Origin of the sequence: Dyadobacter sp. SG02, assembly GCF_900109045.1 — a bacterium.
Classification (GTDB): domain Bacteria; phylum Bacteroidota; class Bacteroidia; order Cytophagales; family Spirosomataceae; genus Dyadobacter.
Map to the genome: position 1 here is coordinate 230,490 of NZ_FNYL01000013.1, position 15,774 is coordinate 246,263.

General features: G+C 53.2%; 10 protein-coding genes. 2 read left to right on the plus strand and 8 right to left on the minus strand.

The features are described 5' to 3' along the window. Positions 1-20 precede the first annotated feature (20 nt). Entirely contained in the window at positions 21-1,553 is a 1,533-nt protein-coding gene (locus BMW93_RS26910) for a tail fiber domain-containing protein (protein WP_090383727.1), read from the minus strand. 249 nt (positions 1,554-1,802) lie between these two features. On the opposite strand from BMW93_RS26910, the gene BMW93_RS26915 reads away from it, so the two are divergent. Further along, positions 1,803-4,835 (plus strand): ATP-binding protein, encoded by a 3,033-nt coding sequence (locus BMW93_RS26915; RefSeq protein WP_177194209.1) that lies wholly within the window; start codon positions 1,803-1,805, stop codon positions 4,833-4,835. On the opposite strand, the gene BMW93_RS26920 is transcribed toward BMW93_RS26915, so the two are convergent. From BMW93_RS26920 to BMW93_RS26950, 7 genes are all read right to left on the minus strand, one after another. After that, complete coding sequence (locus BMW93_RS26920) at positions 4,806-5,438, minus strand: response regulator transcription factor (RefSeq protein WP_090383732.1); 633 nt, start codon at positions 5,436-5,438, stop codon at positions 4,806-4,808. The two genes, BMW93_RS26915 and BMW93_RS26920, sit on opposite strands and share 30 nt — an antisense overlap. A gap of 90 nt (positions 5,439-5,528) precedes the next feature. Continuing rightward, positions 5,529-6,281 carry a lipopolysaccharide assembly protein LapB gene (locus tag BMW93_RS26925; RefSeq protein WP_090383735.1) on the minus strand — a complete coding sequence of 251 codons (753 nt, stop codon included), beginning with the start codon at positions 6,279-6,281 and terminating at the stop codon, positions 5,529-5,531. A 186-nt stretch (positions 6,282-6,467) separates the two neighbouring features. Next, positions 6,468-8,765 carry a TonB-dependent receptor gene (locus BMW93_RS26930; protein ID WP_090383737.1) on the minus strand — a complete coding sequence of 766 codons (2,298 nt, stop codon included), beginning with the start codon at positions 8,763-8,765 and terminating at the stop codon, positions 6,468-6,470. Positions 8,766-9,062: 297 nt separating this feature from the next. Continuing rightward, positions 9,063-9,830: a cyclase family protein gene (locus BMW93_RS26935; RefSeq protein WP_090383739.1), complete on the minus strand. Its 768-nt coding sequence runs from the start codon at positions 9,828-9,830 to the stop codon at positions 9,063-9,065. Positions 9,831-9,934: 104 nt separating this feature from the next. Beyond that, a complete protein-coding gene (locus BMW93_RS26940) occupies positions 9,935-10,771 on the minus strand; it encodes an SDR family NAD(P)-dependent oxidoreductase (protein ID WP_090383742.1) in 837 nt (278 codons plus the stop codon). Between the two features lie 168 nt (positions 10,772-10,939). After that, the gene (locus tag BMW93_RS26945; RefSeq protein WP_090383744.1) at positions 10,940-14,140 is read right to left on the minus strand and encodes a M64 family metallopeptidase; all 3,201 of its coding nucleotides are present in this window, start codon (positions 14,138-14,140) and stop codon (positions 10,940-10,942) included. A gap of 62 nt (positions 14,141-14,202) precedes the next feature. Next, positions 14,203-14,676, minus strand: coding sequence for a hypothetical protein (locus BMW93_RS26950; RefSeq protein WP_090383747.1), 474 nt, complete (start codon positions 14,674-14,676; stop codon positions 14,203-14,205). 300 nt (positions 14,677-14,976) lie between these two features. Here BMW93_RS26950 and BMW93_RS26955 point away from each other — a divergent pair, with 300 nt between their 5' ends. After that, positions 14,977-15,771: an AraC family transcriptional regulator gene (locus BMW93_RS26955; RefSeq protein ID WP_090383749.1), complete on the plus strand. Its 795-nt coding sequence runs from the start codon at positions 14,977-14,979 to the stop codon at positions 15,769-15,771. Positions 15,772-15,774 lie beyond the last annotated feature (3 nt).

The window sequence follows — 15,774 nt, forward strand, 5'->3', positions numbered from 1 at the left end:
TGAACAATCAGTATGAATGACTATTTGGATACGGCTGTGTTATCGGCAGTCGAAGTGTTCAGCGATGCTTCGAGACGCTGCATTCTTTCCGCAAGCGCGGAGATTTTGGAAACATCCGCTTTCAATGCGGCATTATCGGCTTTGGAAACGGAGAGGGCCGCTTTCAGTTGCTCGATTTCTGCCTGCTGTTCCTGGATAGCTTTGGTGAGTACCGGTACCACGGTGGCATAGGACACATTGTACAGTTCATTAGCCGGGTCTTTCGGGATCACTACCGCTTCTGGTACCACTTTCGCCAGTTCCTGCGCGAGGAACCCGATGGTTTTGACCACCTTGTCGTTCTCCGTGAATTTCACGACGCCGTCTTTGATCGTTCTGCCGCTGTGGAAGTCGTAGGATACCGGGCGCATGGCCATTACCTTTTGCAGACCGTCGTTGATGATATTCACGTTGGTCTTCACACGCATGTCGGATACGTTCGTGTATGCACCGGTAATGGGTGCAATGAAGGCGATGTTATTGGTATTGAATGCAGCGGTACCGGGGGCGAGATCATAGAAACGAAATCCGCCTGTACCTAAACCATGGTAGTTAACGAACTCTGCTTCTCCATTCCCGCCACGTAGCGTACTCCACGTAAAAAGAGTTCCGTTTGAATGACTGACGTTTTTCTCATTGCGCACCAGCACACCACCTTCTACCTGCAATTTGGCTCTTGGAGAAACCGAACCAATACCCACGTTAGCGCTACTGTCGAGCGTCATAACTGTTTGTTGGCTGGTGACGAAAGTCAATCGGGAAGCGGCGCTGGTACCATCGCCCAGATAATCGCCCGAGATAATGCCCACATTGGCTTCTGCGCCATTTCGGCGAGCTGTGAAAAAGACGTTACCGACGTTGTCGCCTGCCTGGCTGTTTTCCGGTGCTGCGAATGTTCCATGGTTGGATTTGAACGCGATCGATGGCCGGGTAATGGCCCCATATGACTCGATTACGATGTTGTCATTATTTGAACTACCTCCACCATCATTGATGATGTGCAATGCATGGTTTGGCAGCGGCGTAGAGCCGGAAGTTATTCTCAGTGAACCGTTATTCAGATGCAGCTTTGTCTCAGGTGCAGCAACCCCGATGCCGACCCAGCCATTGGCCAGTACACGTGCGGCTTCCGCATTGTTCGTGCGGAGAACCAACGGCTGGTTGTCGGTGGTACCGATAAAGTTGTTGGCCGGGTTAGTACCTGCATTGCCGGCGAGGTTCCAGCCCGCGGCAGGGGTTGTAGACCAGCTCGGCGCAGCCGGCGTTCCGATATTTGTCTGAACCTCGTTAGTCGTTGTGTTGAAGATCAGGAGTCCTTTGGCCGGGTTGGCGATGGCGTTGCGCTGTACGGTTGTCAGGCGGGGAAGGAGCAGACCTTTGTTGTTAGCGGCTCCGCCTGTTACTTCCAGTGTGGCGCTTGCGTCGGGGGCACCTGCGGCGCCGATTTTTACTTGTGCAAAACCGGGGGCTGCGGCGAGCATCAGCAGGCCCGCCAAGATGTAATGCTTTTTCATACTAACGAATTTAAGTGATGGCCAAAACGGCTATCACAAATGTCGAAGCAGCTGCGGAAAAGAGTTGTAAGGACTATTTCGAATTGTTGGTACAAATTTTTACTACACATGAGGAAATTATTCGTACAGAATTTACTTTTACTTGTAATCAAATGGATATAGCTTGTCAGCCATACGCTCCTGATGGCGGAGCAGAGCATCCCTATGAGAATTTTGTACCTGCTTGGTCGGTTTTCCACCGTATTCCTGTTGTCTTTAACACTACATGCAGAGGAAAACGAGTCGTGGACGGTGACCCATTTCAACAGCGAGAACGGCCTGCCCCAGAATAGCGTCAATTCGGCATTGATGGACGACAATGGTTACTTGTGGTTCACTACGCAAGCTGGTATCGTCCGGTACGATGGGCAGCATTTCCGGTTATTCGATAACAGCAATTCGGGCCTTCGGCGAAACCGTTTTTTGTCGCTTGGTAAATGCAATGACGGCCGCCTTTTTTGCATAGACGATAATGTTGAGATATCCTATTACGATCACCGAAATGGATTTTCCAAACCGCAGTCGCCAACGGGTCTGCTGGGTTCAATGAGGGGGATACTCAGGCGTTTCGACGAGTTTGACCTCGGGCCAATGACCCGCTACACGGAAAAGTTCATGCATACGGGATTCTCGGATATCTTGACGTTCAGTTTCTTCGAAACCCGGAATGGTAAAGGATTTATCATCAAAGAAAATTTAGTTGCAGGGTACGTTTCAAACGGCAAAGTGCGAAGAGTCGACTCGCTGGACATCAACCGCAATATGGCACAAGCCATTGGCAGCGTCGGTGACAAGCTCTGCTATTTCAGTCGCGCCCGGGAAATTGTTTTACTCGACTCCAATGGCGTACGCACACGCAAGAAAGTTCCGATCGCCATACCCTGGGACAAATTGGAGCGCAACCGTAACACAGCATACTTTTGCTGGCAAAATGAAGCAATGGTGCTGAATATCGACGGCGCTATCTATGAAGTGATGCTTAGCGGCGGGGAGGTGGAATTTCGTCACCTTGCCACCTTAAAGCAGATTCCTTATATCACTTCTGTTCGCTATTATCCCCGGCAGGGCCTGCTGATTGTCGGCTCAAACACGGATGGGGTGTATATATTGAGAAGAAAGCAACTCGGATCGGTCGGTAAAAATGCCCTCAATGCAGATGCTTTCTATGCACTGGCGCCTTATGGCGATAACCAGGTGTTATCCGTTACGGGTAGTTTGCCCGGCAGCCCGTCCGTACCGGGGGTAGAGGATAGTTACAACAGATACAGCCTGTTGCGCGACCGCGACCGGCATTACTGGTATTCCAGCGCAACGACGCTTCTGGAAGCAGATGAGCAGTTCAGGGTCCTCAGGAAAATCCCGTTGACCGGAGTGCTTTCGTGTCTGGGACAGGACGAGAAAGGGACGATATGGATGATGGAGGGCGAAGTGCAGTTCGGGCGACGGAAAAACAGGTTTGCGCGGGTGCGCGGAAACTTAATCGAGCCTTATCCGCTACAAGGTATTGAAGGGAAGAATATGCAAAGTTTTATTCCCATGGGCAACCAGACGTTCTGGATCGTCGGCACCGGGTTGTGTATGTGGGTCGACGCAAAGAACCGCAAGCAGCGCATTTACCATGAGTTTGACGACGTAGAGCTGCGAACGGTGTACCGCGACAAATTGGGGAACGTATGGATGGGGAGCTATGGCCAGGGCTACTACCTTTTCCGTAATGGCCGTTTTACAAAAATGCCCGAAGACGAAGCGCACCATCTGAAGATCGTTCATTCGTTCGTGGAAGATCGAAAAGGATTTATCTGGATGAGTACTAACAACGGCCTTTTCCAATGCTCCCTCAACGATTTCTATGATTATGCTTCGGGCAAATCAAAGCAGGTATATCATCATTATTACGGAAAGGAAAGCGGCCTGAAAACGACGGAATTCAATGGAGGCTGTTCGCCCAGCGCATTGCGAATGGCCAGCGGCCGGTTTGCATTTCCGTCTATGAACGGCGTGGTCGTGTTTCATCCCGACAGCATCAAAACGGTACTTCCGGATAGTAAAATCTTTATCGAACAGGTAATGCTGGACGGCACACCGGCGAGCAGACAAGCTCTCCTGCAAATAGCGCCTTCATTCAAACGACTGGAATTGACCGTCTCATCACCCTACTTCGGAAGTCCCAACAATCTGAATATCCAGTACAATGTAGAGGGCCTGGACGACCGCTGGTATCCGCTGCCCGAAAATAACCGCATCGTATTGAACACCCTGCAACACGGAGGCTACAAACTTCGGCTCAGGAAAGAAGCGGGGTTTGGTACCCTTAATTACATCACCGCCGAGTTGCCTTTGGTGGTGATGCCGTTTTTCTATCAAACCTGGTGGTTTTACCTGCTGGTACTTGCCTTGATCGTCGCATCCGTTATCGTCATCGTCAAAATGCGGTACCGCTACCTGCTCCGCCAGCGCAACCGCCTCGAAGCGGAAGTAAATGAACGGACGCAGGAGCTTGCATACCAGAGTAAGCTGATGGAAAAACTGACGGTATCGATTGCGCATGACCTGAAATCGCCTCTGTACTTTCTGTCCAAGGTTACAGGGCATTTGCGCGACAATGTGCAGCGGGAGAATTTCAACGGTATCGAGCGGACCAGCAGCGAGATCAAAAACACCGCCGACCAGTTGTACCAGTTCGCGGAAGAGTTTAACCTTTGGGCCTCTTCCTTTACGCAAGGTTTCTCGGTGAATAAAACGTCGTTTCCGCTGGACGACCTCTTGCAGGAATTACGGCTGTTTTTCCGGGAAATGCTCGACGCAAATGGCAACAGGCTGACATTTGCTGCGGATACGCATTACACGTTACACACGGACCGCGAGCTTTTAAAAGTAATTCTTCGCAATATCATTGACAATGCGAACAAGCATTCGCGCGAGTGTGAAATCACCATATCCGCAACCGGGGAATCTGCCGGAAATGTAGCGCTTACCATCGCCGACACGGGCGGGGGCATGAGCGAACCCGTGCTGAAAAGAATTCAGGACCGGATCGCACAGGCATCTACGGCGGCGGGTATCGAACGCAACGGCCGGCTGGGCTACCAGATGATCATCGACTTTGCCAACCGCCTCGATGCAAAGCTGAATGTGCGGAGCGAGCGCGGCGCGGGCACATCCGTTACGCTGCAAATACAATGGAAGGAAAACAGCGAAAGGTTGTCGCCCGGTCTAGCTCAGCAGGTCGTAGGCGCCGGCTAGGTCTGCGAGCTCCTTATTTTCTTCAATATTAAGCTTCTCGAAAGCGCGCCGCTTGTGCGTGTGTGCAGTGGAATACTGCACTTGCAGCATTTCGCAGATCTCATTCATCGAATATCCTTTGGCGAGGCAAATCACCACCTGAAACTCCCGTTGCGAAAGCTGGTCGAAAGGATTAGCCGTCGCGCCGCTGAACACCCCGCGTACGATCGACTGCGACAGGTCCGCGCTGACGTAAGTATCACCATTCAGCACCTGGGTAATTGCTTTGATCAATTCCTCGTCCGGAGCCGTTTTGCTGATAAAACCATGGGCGCCCAATAGTATATATCGTTTGCCATAGGTGGTTTCCGGGTTTTGGGAAACAATGAGGATTCGCGTATCCGGGTAGAAGCTCTGTATCCAATGCATTAGTACCACCGAATCCGTCGCCGGCATCTGAATATCGAGCAATATCAGGTCAAAGGGCTTCTCCTTCATTTTCATCATTACGGTCCTGCCATCCCAGGCCTCGCTGATGTCTGTCTTGAAGGCCATCCTGTCGAGCACCATACGGAGCCCGGAGCGGATCAATGAATGGTCGTCGGCGATAAGAATGTTTTTCATAGGCGGAAAACCCAAAAATACACTTTGCCGCCGTAAATCCGCATAAGCCCGCCGGATGTTGTTGTCCGACGGGCTTAAAAATTATCGTCTTTATTTAATCATCGCCCTGGCTTTGTCTGCACGTTCTTTGGCATCCGCGAGCCCCATTGCCGCCGCCTTGTCGTAAAGTTCCGCCGATTTGGCATAGTCCTTATTGATCAGATAGAACTCGCCCATGCTGTCGTAGGCATTGGCTTCCTTCGGTGCCAGTTTGATGTATTGCTCGAAAGCTGCCTTCGCTTTCTCCGTTTCCTTTTTTTCCATATACAGGTAACCCAGAATATTGTAATTGGGCGCATATTCCGGGCTGATTACAGCCAGCTTTTGGGCATAGTCCAATGCTCCGTCCAGGTTTTTGTCGGTGTAAAAAGCGTGCAGGGAGGCCCATTCCAGCGCCTGAGGCGTTTTGGGATAGGCCGCTATCAATGCGTTCATACTTTCTCCGGCTTTTGCTGTCGAGTCCGCTTTCCATTTACCGATCCATTCCCGCATTATCTTCTCAGCCTCATTGAAGTTCGTTGCATCAATGGCCAGTGCCTTGTCGATCAGCTCCGGTCTGTCAGCTTTCGGCGCATACTGCACGGCATATACGTGGGCCATGAAGAAATTGGGGTCTTCGGCCAGTGCTTTGTCGAGCTCTACTTTACCTTCCTTGAAATGGATATTGGAATACAACTCCGAAGCGCGGTGCAGCGACGCGACCGCCGCTTTGGAAGTAGAAGATACCGGCAGGTAATAATCCTGGGCTGACACGGTGGCGACGCTCCCCAATAGGAGCACGATTCCTGTAAATAGAGCTTTCATAGAACTGAGGGGGTTTAACTGATGACAATACTTCTAAGTTAGTCTTAATGTGCTTGATTATCAAGTATTTCGAAATATTAAAGACCCCGCTTCCAGCATTGCCGGGTTTGGAATAGCGAGATCATTAAAAACGACAAATGGGTGCCCGCCGGGCACCCATTTGTCAACTCGAAGTAATTCTCTGACTTAAAACTTAAAGGTAATATTACCCGTAATCCTCAGCGGGTTTTGCGCCGCGAGACGGTACGACCAGTATTTTTCATTGGTCAGGTTATCCGCCTTCACGCCGAGCCTGTACCGGGGTTTATCGTAGAAAACCGAGGCGTCCAGTACCGTATAGGAAGGAACAGTGAATGTAAATGTTTTGGTATTGCTCTGGAACGACTCGCTGCCGTAAATACCCCCGAAACCGATGCCCAATCCTTTCGCGGCGCCATTGATAAGGCGGTAGCTGATCCACAGGTTAGCCATGCGGGGAGGGCCTGCGGTAGTGGGGCGGTAGCCCTGCACATTCTCGTTGCTTTTGGTATACTTGCTGTCGTTGTAGGTGTACCCGGCCACGATGTTCAGGCCCGGCAAAGGATTTGCAATTACTTCTGCTTCAAAGCCTTTACTCACCTGGGTGCCATCCTGGATCGAGAAATTGACGTGTTCCGGATCGTCGCGGGTGACGTTGGTCACGGAGATGTCATAATAGCTCAATGTCGCCGTCACGAAACTGTAATCCAGTTTCACACCGGCTTCCCATTGGTTGGCCTGGTTGGGTTTGAACGTATTCCCGAAGAAATCGGAGCCGCTGACGTTGCTGAACCCGTTCATGTAGTTACCAAACAACGATACTTTGCCTTTCACAACCTGGTAAACGACCCCGAATTTGGGCGAAAGTGCCGTTTGCTTGAATGCCCCGGCGGTCGAATCCGCGCTTGGGAAATAGGTGCCCAGATTGGAATAGCGGTCGATACGCAGGCTGGCCATGGCCAAAAGGCGGTCGGTCACATTCAGTACGTCCGAAACGTAGGCGCTGTAAGTCCTTTCATTGATGGCCGTGAAATTGGTGAAAGTCGCCGTCTCGAACATTGGCGCGACCTTGGTCAGGTTGAAATTGTTATATGCATTGCCGGGCTTTCTGAAATTAATGGCAGGCATATTGACGGATGCATCGTTCCGCGTCGCACGCAGGCTGTAAACGTCCACGCCGGCTACGACGCGGTTTCTCAAAGAGCCGATATGGAAGTCGCCGATGAAGTTCTGCTGGAAATCGGTCCCGTAATAGGGGTAATCCTGGTTGGTAACCGTTTGGCGCAATGTGGAATCGGTTAGTATCGTGAGCCCTACTACATAACCGTCCGCCGACGACCTTGTCCGGGAAACGATCGTTTGGGAAGTCCATTGCGGGGACAGCTTGTATTTAATCTGCCCGAAAATGTTGTATTGCTGACCTGAATAGTTGATTGTATTATTGGCGAAAGACAATTTGTAAGGCATGCCCAGTTCAGTAACGCTTTTGGCTTTGCCTTTTGTGGCCGGCGCGACGCGCATGGGCGACACCGCTTTATAACCGCTGTATTCTACATCCAGCAGCAAGGTAAGGCGATCGTTTACCGCGTAGGAAAAGCTGGGCGCGATCAGGAAGCTCCTGTTAAAACCCGCGTCCTGGAAGCTCCTTTCGCTGTGCAAAGCCGTATTGATCCGAAGCAAAGCTGATTTATCGTCGTTCAGCGGGGTATTGATGTCCGCTGTGAGGCGGTTCAGGTCCCAGCTCCCGGCCGAGAAAGAAACCTCGCCTTTGAAAGTATCGAACGGCTTTTTGGTAACACGGTTGAACAAACCGCCAAATGACGACAATGTGCTTCCGAACAAGGTGGCGGACGGGCCTTTGATCACCTCGATCCGTTCCAGGTTGGCCGGGTCTATGGACGAATAAGTAAAGCTTCCAATCCCGTTCCGGACGAGCTGTGGCGTTGCGAAACCTCTTGAAATAGAGGTAGTTCTTCCCTGGTTCCGTATTTCGGCGATACCCGCGCCCGGCACGTTTTTGAATGCGCTGTTGTAGTCGGTCACAACCTGTTCCTTCATGAGCTCCTTGCTTACCACCGTGTATACCTGCGGGTTTTCCATGTTGGCAATGGGCATTTTCGAAACGTCGTCGCTCTCTTTTTTCGCAAACCGGTTCCCGCCGCTGCTGATGATCACTTCGTCGAGCTTGTTGGAAGAAAAATCGAGCTGGACGGAGACGTCGGCGACGGGTTTCTCTTCGGAAACCGTAGCGTCGGCGGTAGCGGTCTCATACCCAACCATCGAGCATTCTATCGTATAAGTCCCGAATGCGAGGTTTTTAAATTCGAAGCCTCCCTGGGTGTTCGCGACGGTACCCTTGGCGTTGTTTTTGAGTTTGACGGAGATCCCCTGTGCAGGCGAACCGTCTATGGTTGTTACGACGCCGCGGATCAGTCCCTGCTGGCGCGATTGCGCGATGGCCGACATCGAAACGGAACAGAAAATAGCAAAGAAGAGGGATACAAAAATGGGTTGAAAGCGAAGTGCAGGCCGAACCACCCGGGCGGATCGGCAATAATTTACATTTCGTAATGGAGGAATCATAAAACTGGGCCTGAGGATTAATTTTATTTAGATAAATTACAAATTAAGTAAAACTCAGGCTCATTTTCGTACTTAGAAATTAAGAAGATGGAATGGAAATCATGATCGGGCCCTTGAAGCTGCCGCACTCAATCGCTCGCGCCGGGGTGGTTCGCAGGAGTTGGCGATTACCAAGGCACGCTAACCCTCCAATATCGCAACTACCCGCGCCGGGGCGGCCGACGCACCTTTGATCTTCAACGGGAATACGGCTACTTTGAAACCAAATGCAGGCAACGCGCCCAGGTTGGTCAGTTGCTCCATATGCAGGTATTCGCGCTGCTGGCCGACCAGGTGCGCCTGCCAGAACAGTGCGTTGTCCTGTGTTTCCCTGGCCTTTTTGGCCATGTAACGCAGCGGCAGGTCAAAGCCCCATTGATCGATGCCCATCACTTTTACGCCACGGTCGATAAGCCATTCCGTGGCGGCCCGGCTCATACCCGTTCCACGGTTTACGTAATCGTCACCTGTGAGCTGGTCACGCCCGGTCCATATAAGCACAATATCACCCGGTGTGATGTGGGCACCCGATTTTTTCAGGTCGTTCTCGATGTCCTGCACGGTGATCTCTTCGAAATCCTGTTTGAAACGCATATCGAGCACGATTCCATTACCATACAACCATTCCAGCGGAACTTCGTCGATGGTTTTCGCTTTCTGGCCGTTGACAACCGGACTATAATGCCAGGGAGCATCGATGTGCGTTGTGGCATGCACGCCCATACCGACAATTTTGTCGTCGGCCCACCCCTCAAACCGGGAAGGAAATAATTTATGGGGCAGTCCAATGAAAAATCGGATGAGCAGGTTGCTGTTTTTGTGTGGTTTATGTTTAACCTTGATGCGCATAAACCAAGGATCTTTTTTGTCGTATGAAATGGTCTTGGAAAGGTCGATAATGGTAGCCATCAGATTACGGTATTTTATAGGAGCGCAAAGCTAAACCGCAATCCATTCAATAGAATCATCACATAGGAAAAGTGTGAAAATGATTTTTTGCATCCTGCGGGCCATCACGTCCCGCGCTCCTGAAACGGTGGAATAAAAGGCCCATCCTCACTGGTCTTGTAATTCAATGCCGACGTCGTGCCACCGGTTACGTCAATCGTGGTGCCGGTAATGAGGGCGGCCTGGTCGGAGGCGGCGAAGACGGCTACGTGGGCGATATCCTGCATTTTGGGTAGTTTTTTGAGCATCGTATCCTTTGCCAGCCCTCCGATGATCTGAGTGGCGATTTCGTGGCCGACGTGGGCGAAGGCGTCGATAAATACCTGCGAATCCGGAGAGCCTCCCGATCGGATGCAAACCACCCGAACGCCGAAGCGGCCTAATTCGGAGGCCAGGTTTCTGGTGAAACTTTCGATAGCGCAGCAAGCGGTCCCGAATCCGCCGGTGCCGGGGTAACCAATGCCGCCGGGCGTGGCGGTAAGGGCCAGTATCACCCCTTTTCCCTGCTTGCTCATGACGCGACCTGCCGCCGTACCGGTGAGAAACTGGCTTCGCATTGCCCTCAAGATCGGTCTTGTGAAATCCTCTACATCCATGTCTGTGAGCGGAATGTCCTGAACATCTTCGAGGCCGATCGCATTGAATGCAATGTCGACGGAGCCGGCCTGGTCGGCTACCCAGGCTACAAATGCGTCGACTTCCGTTTTATCGAGCGCATCCACTTGCCGGGTTTCGGCCAGTCCGCCTGCCGCACGGATTGCTGCCGCCACTTTTTCCACGGATGCCGAATGGATGCCGGATAAGAATACCTTCGCGCCGGCGACGGCAAAGGCTTGTGCAACAGCGCCTCCGAGCGAGCCGCCTGCGCCGAAAATGATTGCGTTTTTGGTTTGTAGCTGCATGTACGTATTTCGTTGATCGGGATCAAAACTAAAAAATACTTGCCATGCGTGCGTATGGGAAACTGGCCAATTTGGAGGGGCATCCGGGACAGCCGGTCTGCTCCGGGTAGAAGTTTCAAAAAAATAGCCCCTACGGTTCAAATGTTCCGTAAGGGCTGGACTGATACATCAGGGTTCTTCGTCGGCATCGAGCAGTTGCCTGGCTTTTTCCAGAATTGCGTGAAGCTTCCGTGAATCCTCTTTGGTACGTTTTGATTTACAACAATTAGCTATAAAAAGCTTCAACCATTCGAGCAGCGCAGTAATTTCCTCCCGCTCCTCGGGATGCTTTTCCAACAGCCGCAGCAACAATGCCCGAAGCTGCCTGTATGCGACGGCGGCTTTGCGGCAATCCGGATCGTTTTGTCCGCCATTGGGATCTCCGCCGTTCGGATCTCCTCCGTCGTGGCCGCCGCCATTGGGGCCGCCGTCTGATTGTCCGCGTTTGAAAATCAATCCTGTGAACAGGCGGTAGCGGGTAACGACTGCGCCCAGGGGTGTGGTAGCCCTCACCACGGTCGAAATGGAGTAGACCCCCAACTGGTGAGTGTCGTCGAAGGTGCCGCTGTACTGTCCGTAAGAGGTTTCGGTCAGGGTAATGATGCGGATCACGCCATCCGGCCGGGTGAAGCGGGCTTCCACCGGGGCATCGAGCTTGACGGGCTGGCCATACAAAGTCGGTTCGAGCACCAGGAGCATCGGCGAGCCGGGGTCGTAGGAACTTTGCGAAATAAAACCATTGAGACGCAAGTCGCTCCGCGCTTTGGCCATCACGGAATAGTAGAAGTTCACATTGCTTCCCTGGGAGTACCCGTGTGTGAGCGCGGGCCTGCCCTTGCGGCTGGCCAACCACAGTCGCCACCGGCCGATATGCGCCTGCGGGCGGTCGGGGAAGGCTGGGAACTGGCATCTGAAGTACACATGACCGTCGCCCGTCACAAACATGAAGTTGGGGAATGTAGTCCCTGCGTCGCCGGGGCGGATGGTGGTCCCGTCAGGCGCTTCCAGCCAGAGGTCGATGATCGGGTAGGCAGGAGCCTTACGATATACGATGATAAAATCCACGGCCACATCCACCTCGCCGATGTAAATATCGGTGGCCTGCTCGGTACCGGGGAAAAGTATATTGGTAGGGTCCTGTACAAAGGCCTCGTCGGCCACATCGCTCAGGATCTGGACATATAGCTTTTGCAGCAAGAACTCCCGGTCGCCGGCCAGCTCGCCGGTGATTTGCGCAACACCGTTGTTGACCGAAGCCAGCTGAATCAACCTGTCTTCCAACTGATTTAATCCCAAACCTACTGCAAATACCCGCTGCCGGGGTGTTTTTGCCGAGACAGCGGTGCTGGCAGCAGGGATATCGGGGTTGGTATTCTGAATGCCATCCGTCAGCACGACCACTGCCCGCGCATTCGCCACGGCGGCGTCGAGGACGGTACTACCCAGGATTGTGCCTCCTCCGATGGAAGTATTACCGGACGGGCTGAGGTTGGCGCTTGTTAGCACGCCACGGGCAGATGCCCTGCCCGCACCGGTTTCCGGATCGCCGGCGACTACCAGCGTTTGCAGTACATCACCGGGGTTGTTGGCAGAATGGTTGAAACGGACCACACCGATCCGGTCATTGTCTTTCAGCAAAGCGATGTACAAATTGGCCGCCTGGATGGCAAGGTCCATTTTGGATGCGCCCGGGACGCCCGTAGGTTCGCTCATGCTACCCGAACGGTCGATGACCAATACCGAATCCACCGGCGGCGGGTCGACTGAACGGGCGACGAGGTTCAGGGTGACGGATGGTGTGACGGAATCGTCGGGGGTAGTGATGGTGAGGCTGCCGTTGAAATCGGGTCCGCCTGTTGGCGGGGACGGAAATGCCACATATACCCGGCGGGATGTGAAGGACTGGGTGGGCGTCGGCGCAGCGAGGGTAAAGTTCAGGTTTGTACCCGGCGCATACTCGAAACCGGCAGGCGGGCTGCCGAGTGTTACCCGCAATTGCGACGCGCACGGGCGTTGCAGGTTGCGGACCTCGAACCATCGGTACATCGTCAGGCGCCGGCCTACATCCCCGAAATTGAGCGTTGTCGATCCGTCGGCGGTCTGAATGTCCATATCCGCGGCTGGCGTACAAACAAATGCATCCAGTTCGATGCTCAGCGTCGGCGCATTGCTCGTAATGAGGACCGTACCTGTGCGGGCACCGTTGGTGAATGCGGGGCCGAATGTGACCGATATCGATTGCGTTTGTCCGGCGGACATGCTCGCGAAGGAGTTTGGCGCAACGGAAAAATTGGGGCTATCGCTGGTCAATGAAACACCGGTGACGGCTACGCTACCTACATTGCTCAGGTCGAAAGTAAGTGTGAGCGTCGATCCGGCTCCTACGCTGCCGAAATCCAGTGCGGATACCGACGCCGCCAGTGCGGGCGTGGTAAAAAACGGGCGCAGGCGATTTTGTATGGCTTCTACGCAGACGCGGCAAAATGGCTGGAATGAACTACGCATTTTGCAAGTGTATGCCGGCCGGAAATAGCCGCAATGGTAGTAGCCGGCCCCCTCGTACAGCCCAATTTCATGGTCGTCGGGGCGCACATTCGCACGCGTGTCGCAGGCGGAGCAGTCGGGGTTCTGCATGGTGGGTACCGGGGTGAGCGGACCGACCAGGTGTGCCCATTTCAGCCCGGCAAGGCTGGAATGGGCCGTAATGTTAGGATCGGCCGGTTCTCCGGCAGGGGCATTGTCGCGGTCGGTTTCGCCGCTTGAACAGCCCTGCCAGGTACTGTATTCGTCGGCGAGGCGGAAGGCCGCGTGGCCGAGCTCGTGCATGACAACGTCGAGCCAGTCGGCACTGAGGGCGGTGGCGAAAACATTTCCGCTGGCGCAACCGCCCCGCTCGGGACTGTTGACGAGCACCGCGGCGGCATGCCATTGCGGGAGCTGGGCATTCAGGGTGTTGCGGACGAGCGTCCAGTCGCAGGCCAGGCATCGCCGGATACCCGATGAACAATAGGTAGCGTCGAAATAGGTAGCTGCCGTCACTGCCGTGGCCGTCGACATGTCGGGGCAGGTGGCGGGATTATCGGCGCCCGCATCGTCCGAACGGACATTCAGGCGGTGTATGTTGATCGCAGCGAGCAAACCTTCACTAAACCAGGGCTCGTCGCGGAATGCATCGACGATTTCCTGGCAGCGGTCATTGAAGTCGGTCTGGGCGGCGGCATTCGCGCCCTGGAAGCCTTCGGCGACGATGACGATATTAAATCTCTGGTTATCCGGACCGTTGTCCAATATTTTGGTCAGTCCGAAAATTTCTCCATCTGATGCAGCCATAGTGATCGGTGTTTGAAATGGATGGAAAGAAAGAAAGAATGGAACGCGGGGTGTTGGTACACCTAGTGGTGGTGTCCGCCGCCGGGCTGGTCGGGGGTGTCGCCGCCCATTTCTTTGGGCAGTTTCAATACAGTCCGTTTCAGGCCGCTTGTGGCTCCTGACTGTGCTTTTGTGTTGGAAACGAGGTGTAATTCGGATATGCCTGTCACGTCCGGCACCAGAATTTCGAGGGTAACATCATGCGGCGGATGGTTTAAGCGGGTCATCTCGCCGTCTTTTCCAAATTGCTCCATACCCAGCAACGGGTCCGGCATTACTTCGCGCTGATAAATGCCACCGTTTCCGTCGGCGACCTCGATCCAGAAACCGATGCTCTTTTCTCCGGAAGGCAACGGGTCGGGTGCGGGTAATGTCATGCTGGGAACGCGAAACTGTTTGACGATCTTCCATTCCTGACCGGTCCATTGAATGGTAACACGGCGGACGGGACAAGGATACTTGACTGCAATAAGTCTGGATTGGCTTTCTGTCGGCATAACCTGGCTCCTTTCACTGTTTAAGTTGGTAGAATCTCCAATGCACGTCCAAAACTGACGCGCTGAAACAAGTAAGAAATCTTCAATGAAGCGGGGAGGAACTCACAAAATCCGGGTCAAACGACGCGATACCCGCTGCAAAAAGCAAGTGAATGTTATTAATCGGTAAATGAAAATAAAATATTAAATATTTAATAATCAGGTAGTTATACGTAAATTCGTAAGTGTATTCCCCCGTTTTACAAGCGTTGAGCGCTAATTTTTTGCTATCTTGAATATTACTTGAATCCCTGCCGCCGCATGCAGATACTACCGACAGCCACCTACCTGGGAAACACCTCAGCGACTTGCCAGGCGAATGGCATTTGGACGAGCGTGACCTGCTATACCCGGGAAAACCTTCCGAATGTGTCGTTGCACGCTCATGCGAACCCGCACGTGACGGTGCTTTTGGCCGGGGCGACCCTGGAAAAGCGGCAAGGGGAGGAGCATTATCGGCAGGCTGGCGAGGCGGTATTTTTCCACGCCGGCGAGCCGCATGAAAATAGCCGGACGATGCCAGGCTCGCGAAACTTCAATATCGAATTTGCGCCGGATTTCTTTGCGGCATATGGTGTCGGGGAGGAGAAGATCGGCGAGGCGATCAACCGCAATCCGCTTGCCGCGCTTGCCTTTCTGAGGGCCTACTGCCATCTTTCACACGACGGTCTTTTAGCGGGCGATTCGATTGCAATGGCGGTTATCGGGCTGATGGACAGGCATTGCAGGGTTTGCAGGCAGCCTCCCCAATGGGTCCGGCAGGTTTCGGAACTCTTGCAGGACCGTTGGAACGAGCAAGTCGGTTTACAGGAATTATCCATTGAAACGGGCGTTCATCCGGTGACTATCTCCCGGTATTTTTCGCGCTATTTTGGCGGCACGCTGAGTGACTATATGCGGAAACTGAGAGTTAAAAACACCTTGACGATGATTAAAAACACTCCTTACACACTCACACGCATCGCCTACGAGGCCGGATTTACGGACCAGGCGCATTTTACAAAGGTATTTAAAGAGGTAACAGGTTTTTTACCGAAAGAATACCGGGCCGCATAGCGC

Excerpts from the sequence above, each read along its gene's own strand:
- BMW93_RS26935 (WP_090383739.1), bottom strand. The coding sequence starts at position 9,830 with ATGGCTACCATTATCGACCTTTCCAAGACCATTTCATACGACAAAAAA.
- BMW93_RS26920 (WP_090383732.1), bottom strand. The coding sequence starts at position 5,438 with ATGAAAAACATTCTTATCGCCGACGACCATTCATTGATCCGCTCCGGG.
- BMW93_RS26945 (WP_090383744.1), bottom strand. The coding sequence starts at position 14,140 with ATGGCTGCATCAGATGGAGAAATTTTCGGACTGACCAAAATATTGGAC.
- BMW93_RS26925 (WP_090383735.1), bottom strand. The coding sequence starts at position 6,281 with ATGAAAGCTCTATTTACAGGAATCGTGCTCCTATTGGGGAGCGTCGCC.
- BMW93_RS26940 (WP_090383742.1), bottom strand. The coding sequence starts at position 10,771 with ATGCAGCTACAAACCAAAAACGCAATCATTTTCGGCGCAGGCGGCTCG.
- BMW93_RS26950 (WP_090383747.1), bottom strand. The coding sequence starts at position 14,676 with ATGCCGACAGAAAGCCAATCCAGACTTATTGCAGTCAAGTATCCTTGT.
- BMW93_RS26955 (WP_090383749.1), top strand. The coding sequence starts at position 14,977 with ATGCAGATACTACCGACAGCCACCTACCTGGGAAACACCTCAGCGACT.
- BMW93_RS26910 (WP_090383727.1), bottom strand. The coding sequence starts at position 1,553 with ATGAAAAAGCATTACATCTTGGCGGGCCTGCTGATGCTCGCCGCAGCC.
- BMW93_RS26930 (WP_090383737.1), bottom strand. The coding sequence starts at position 8,765 with ATGTCGGCCATCGCGCAATCGCGCCAGCAGGGACTGATCCGCGGCGTC.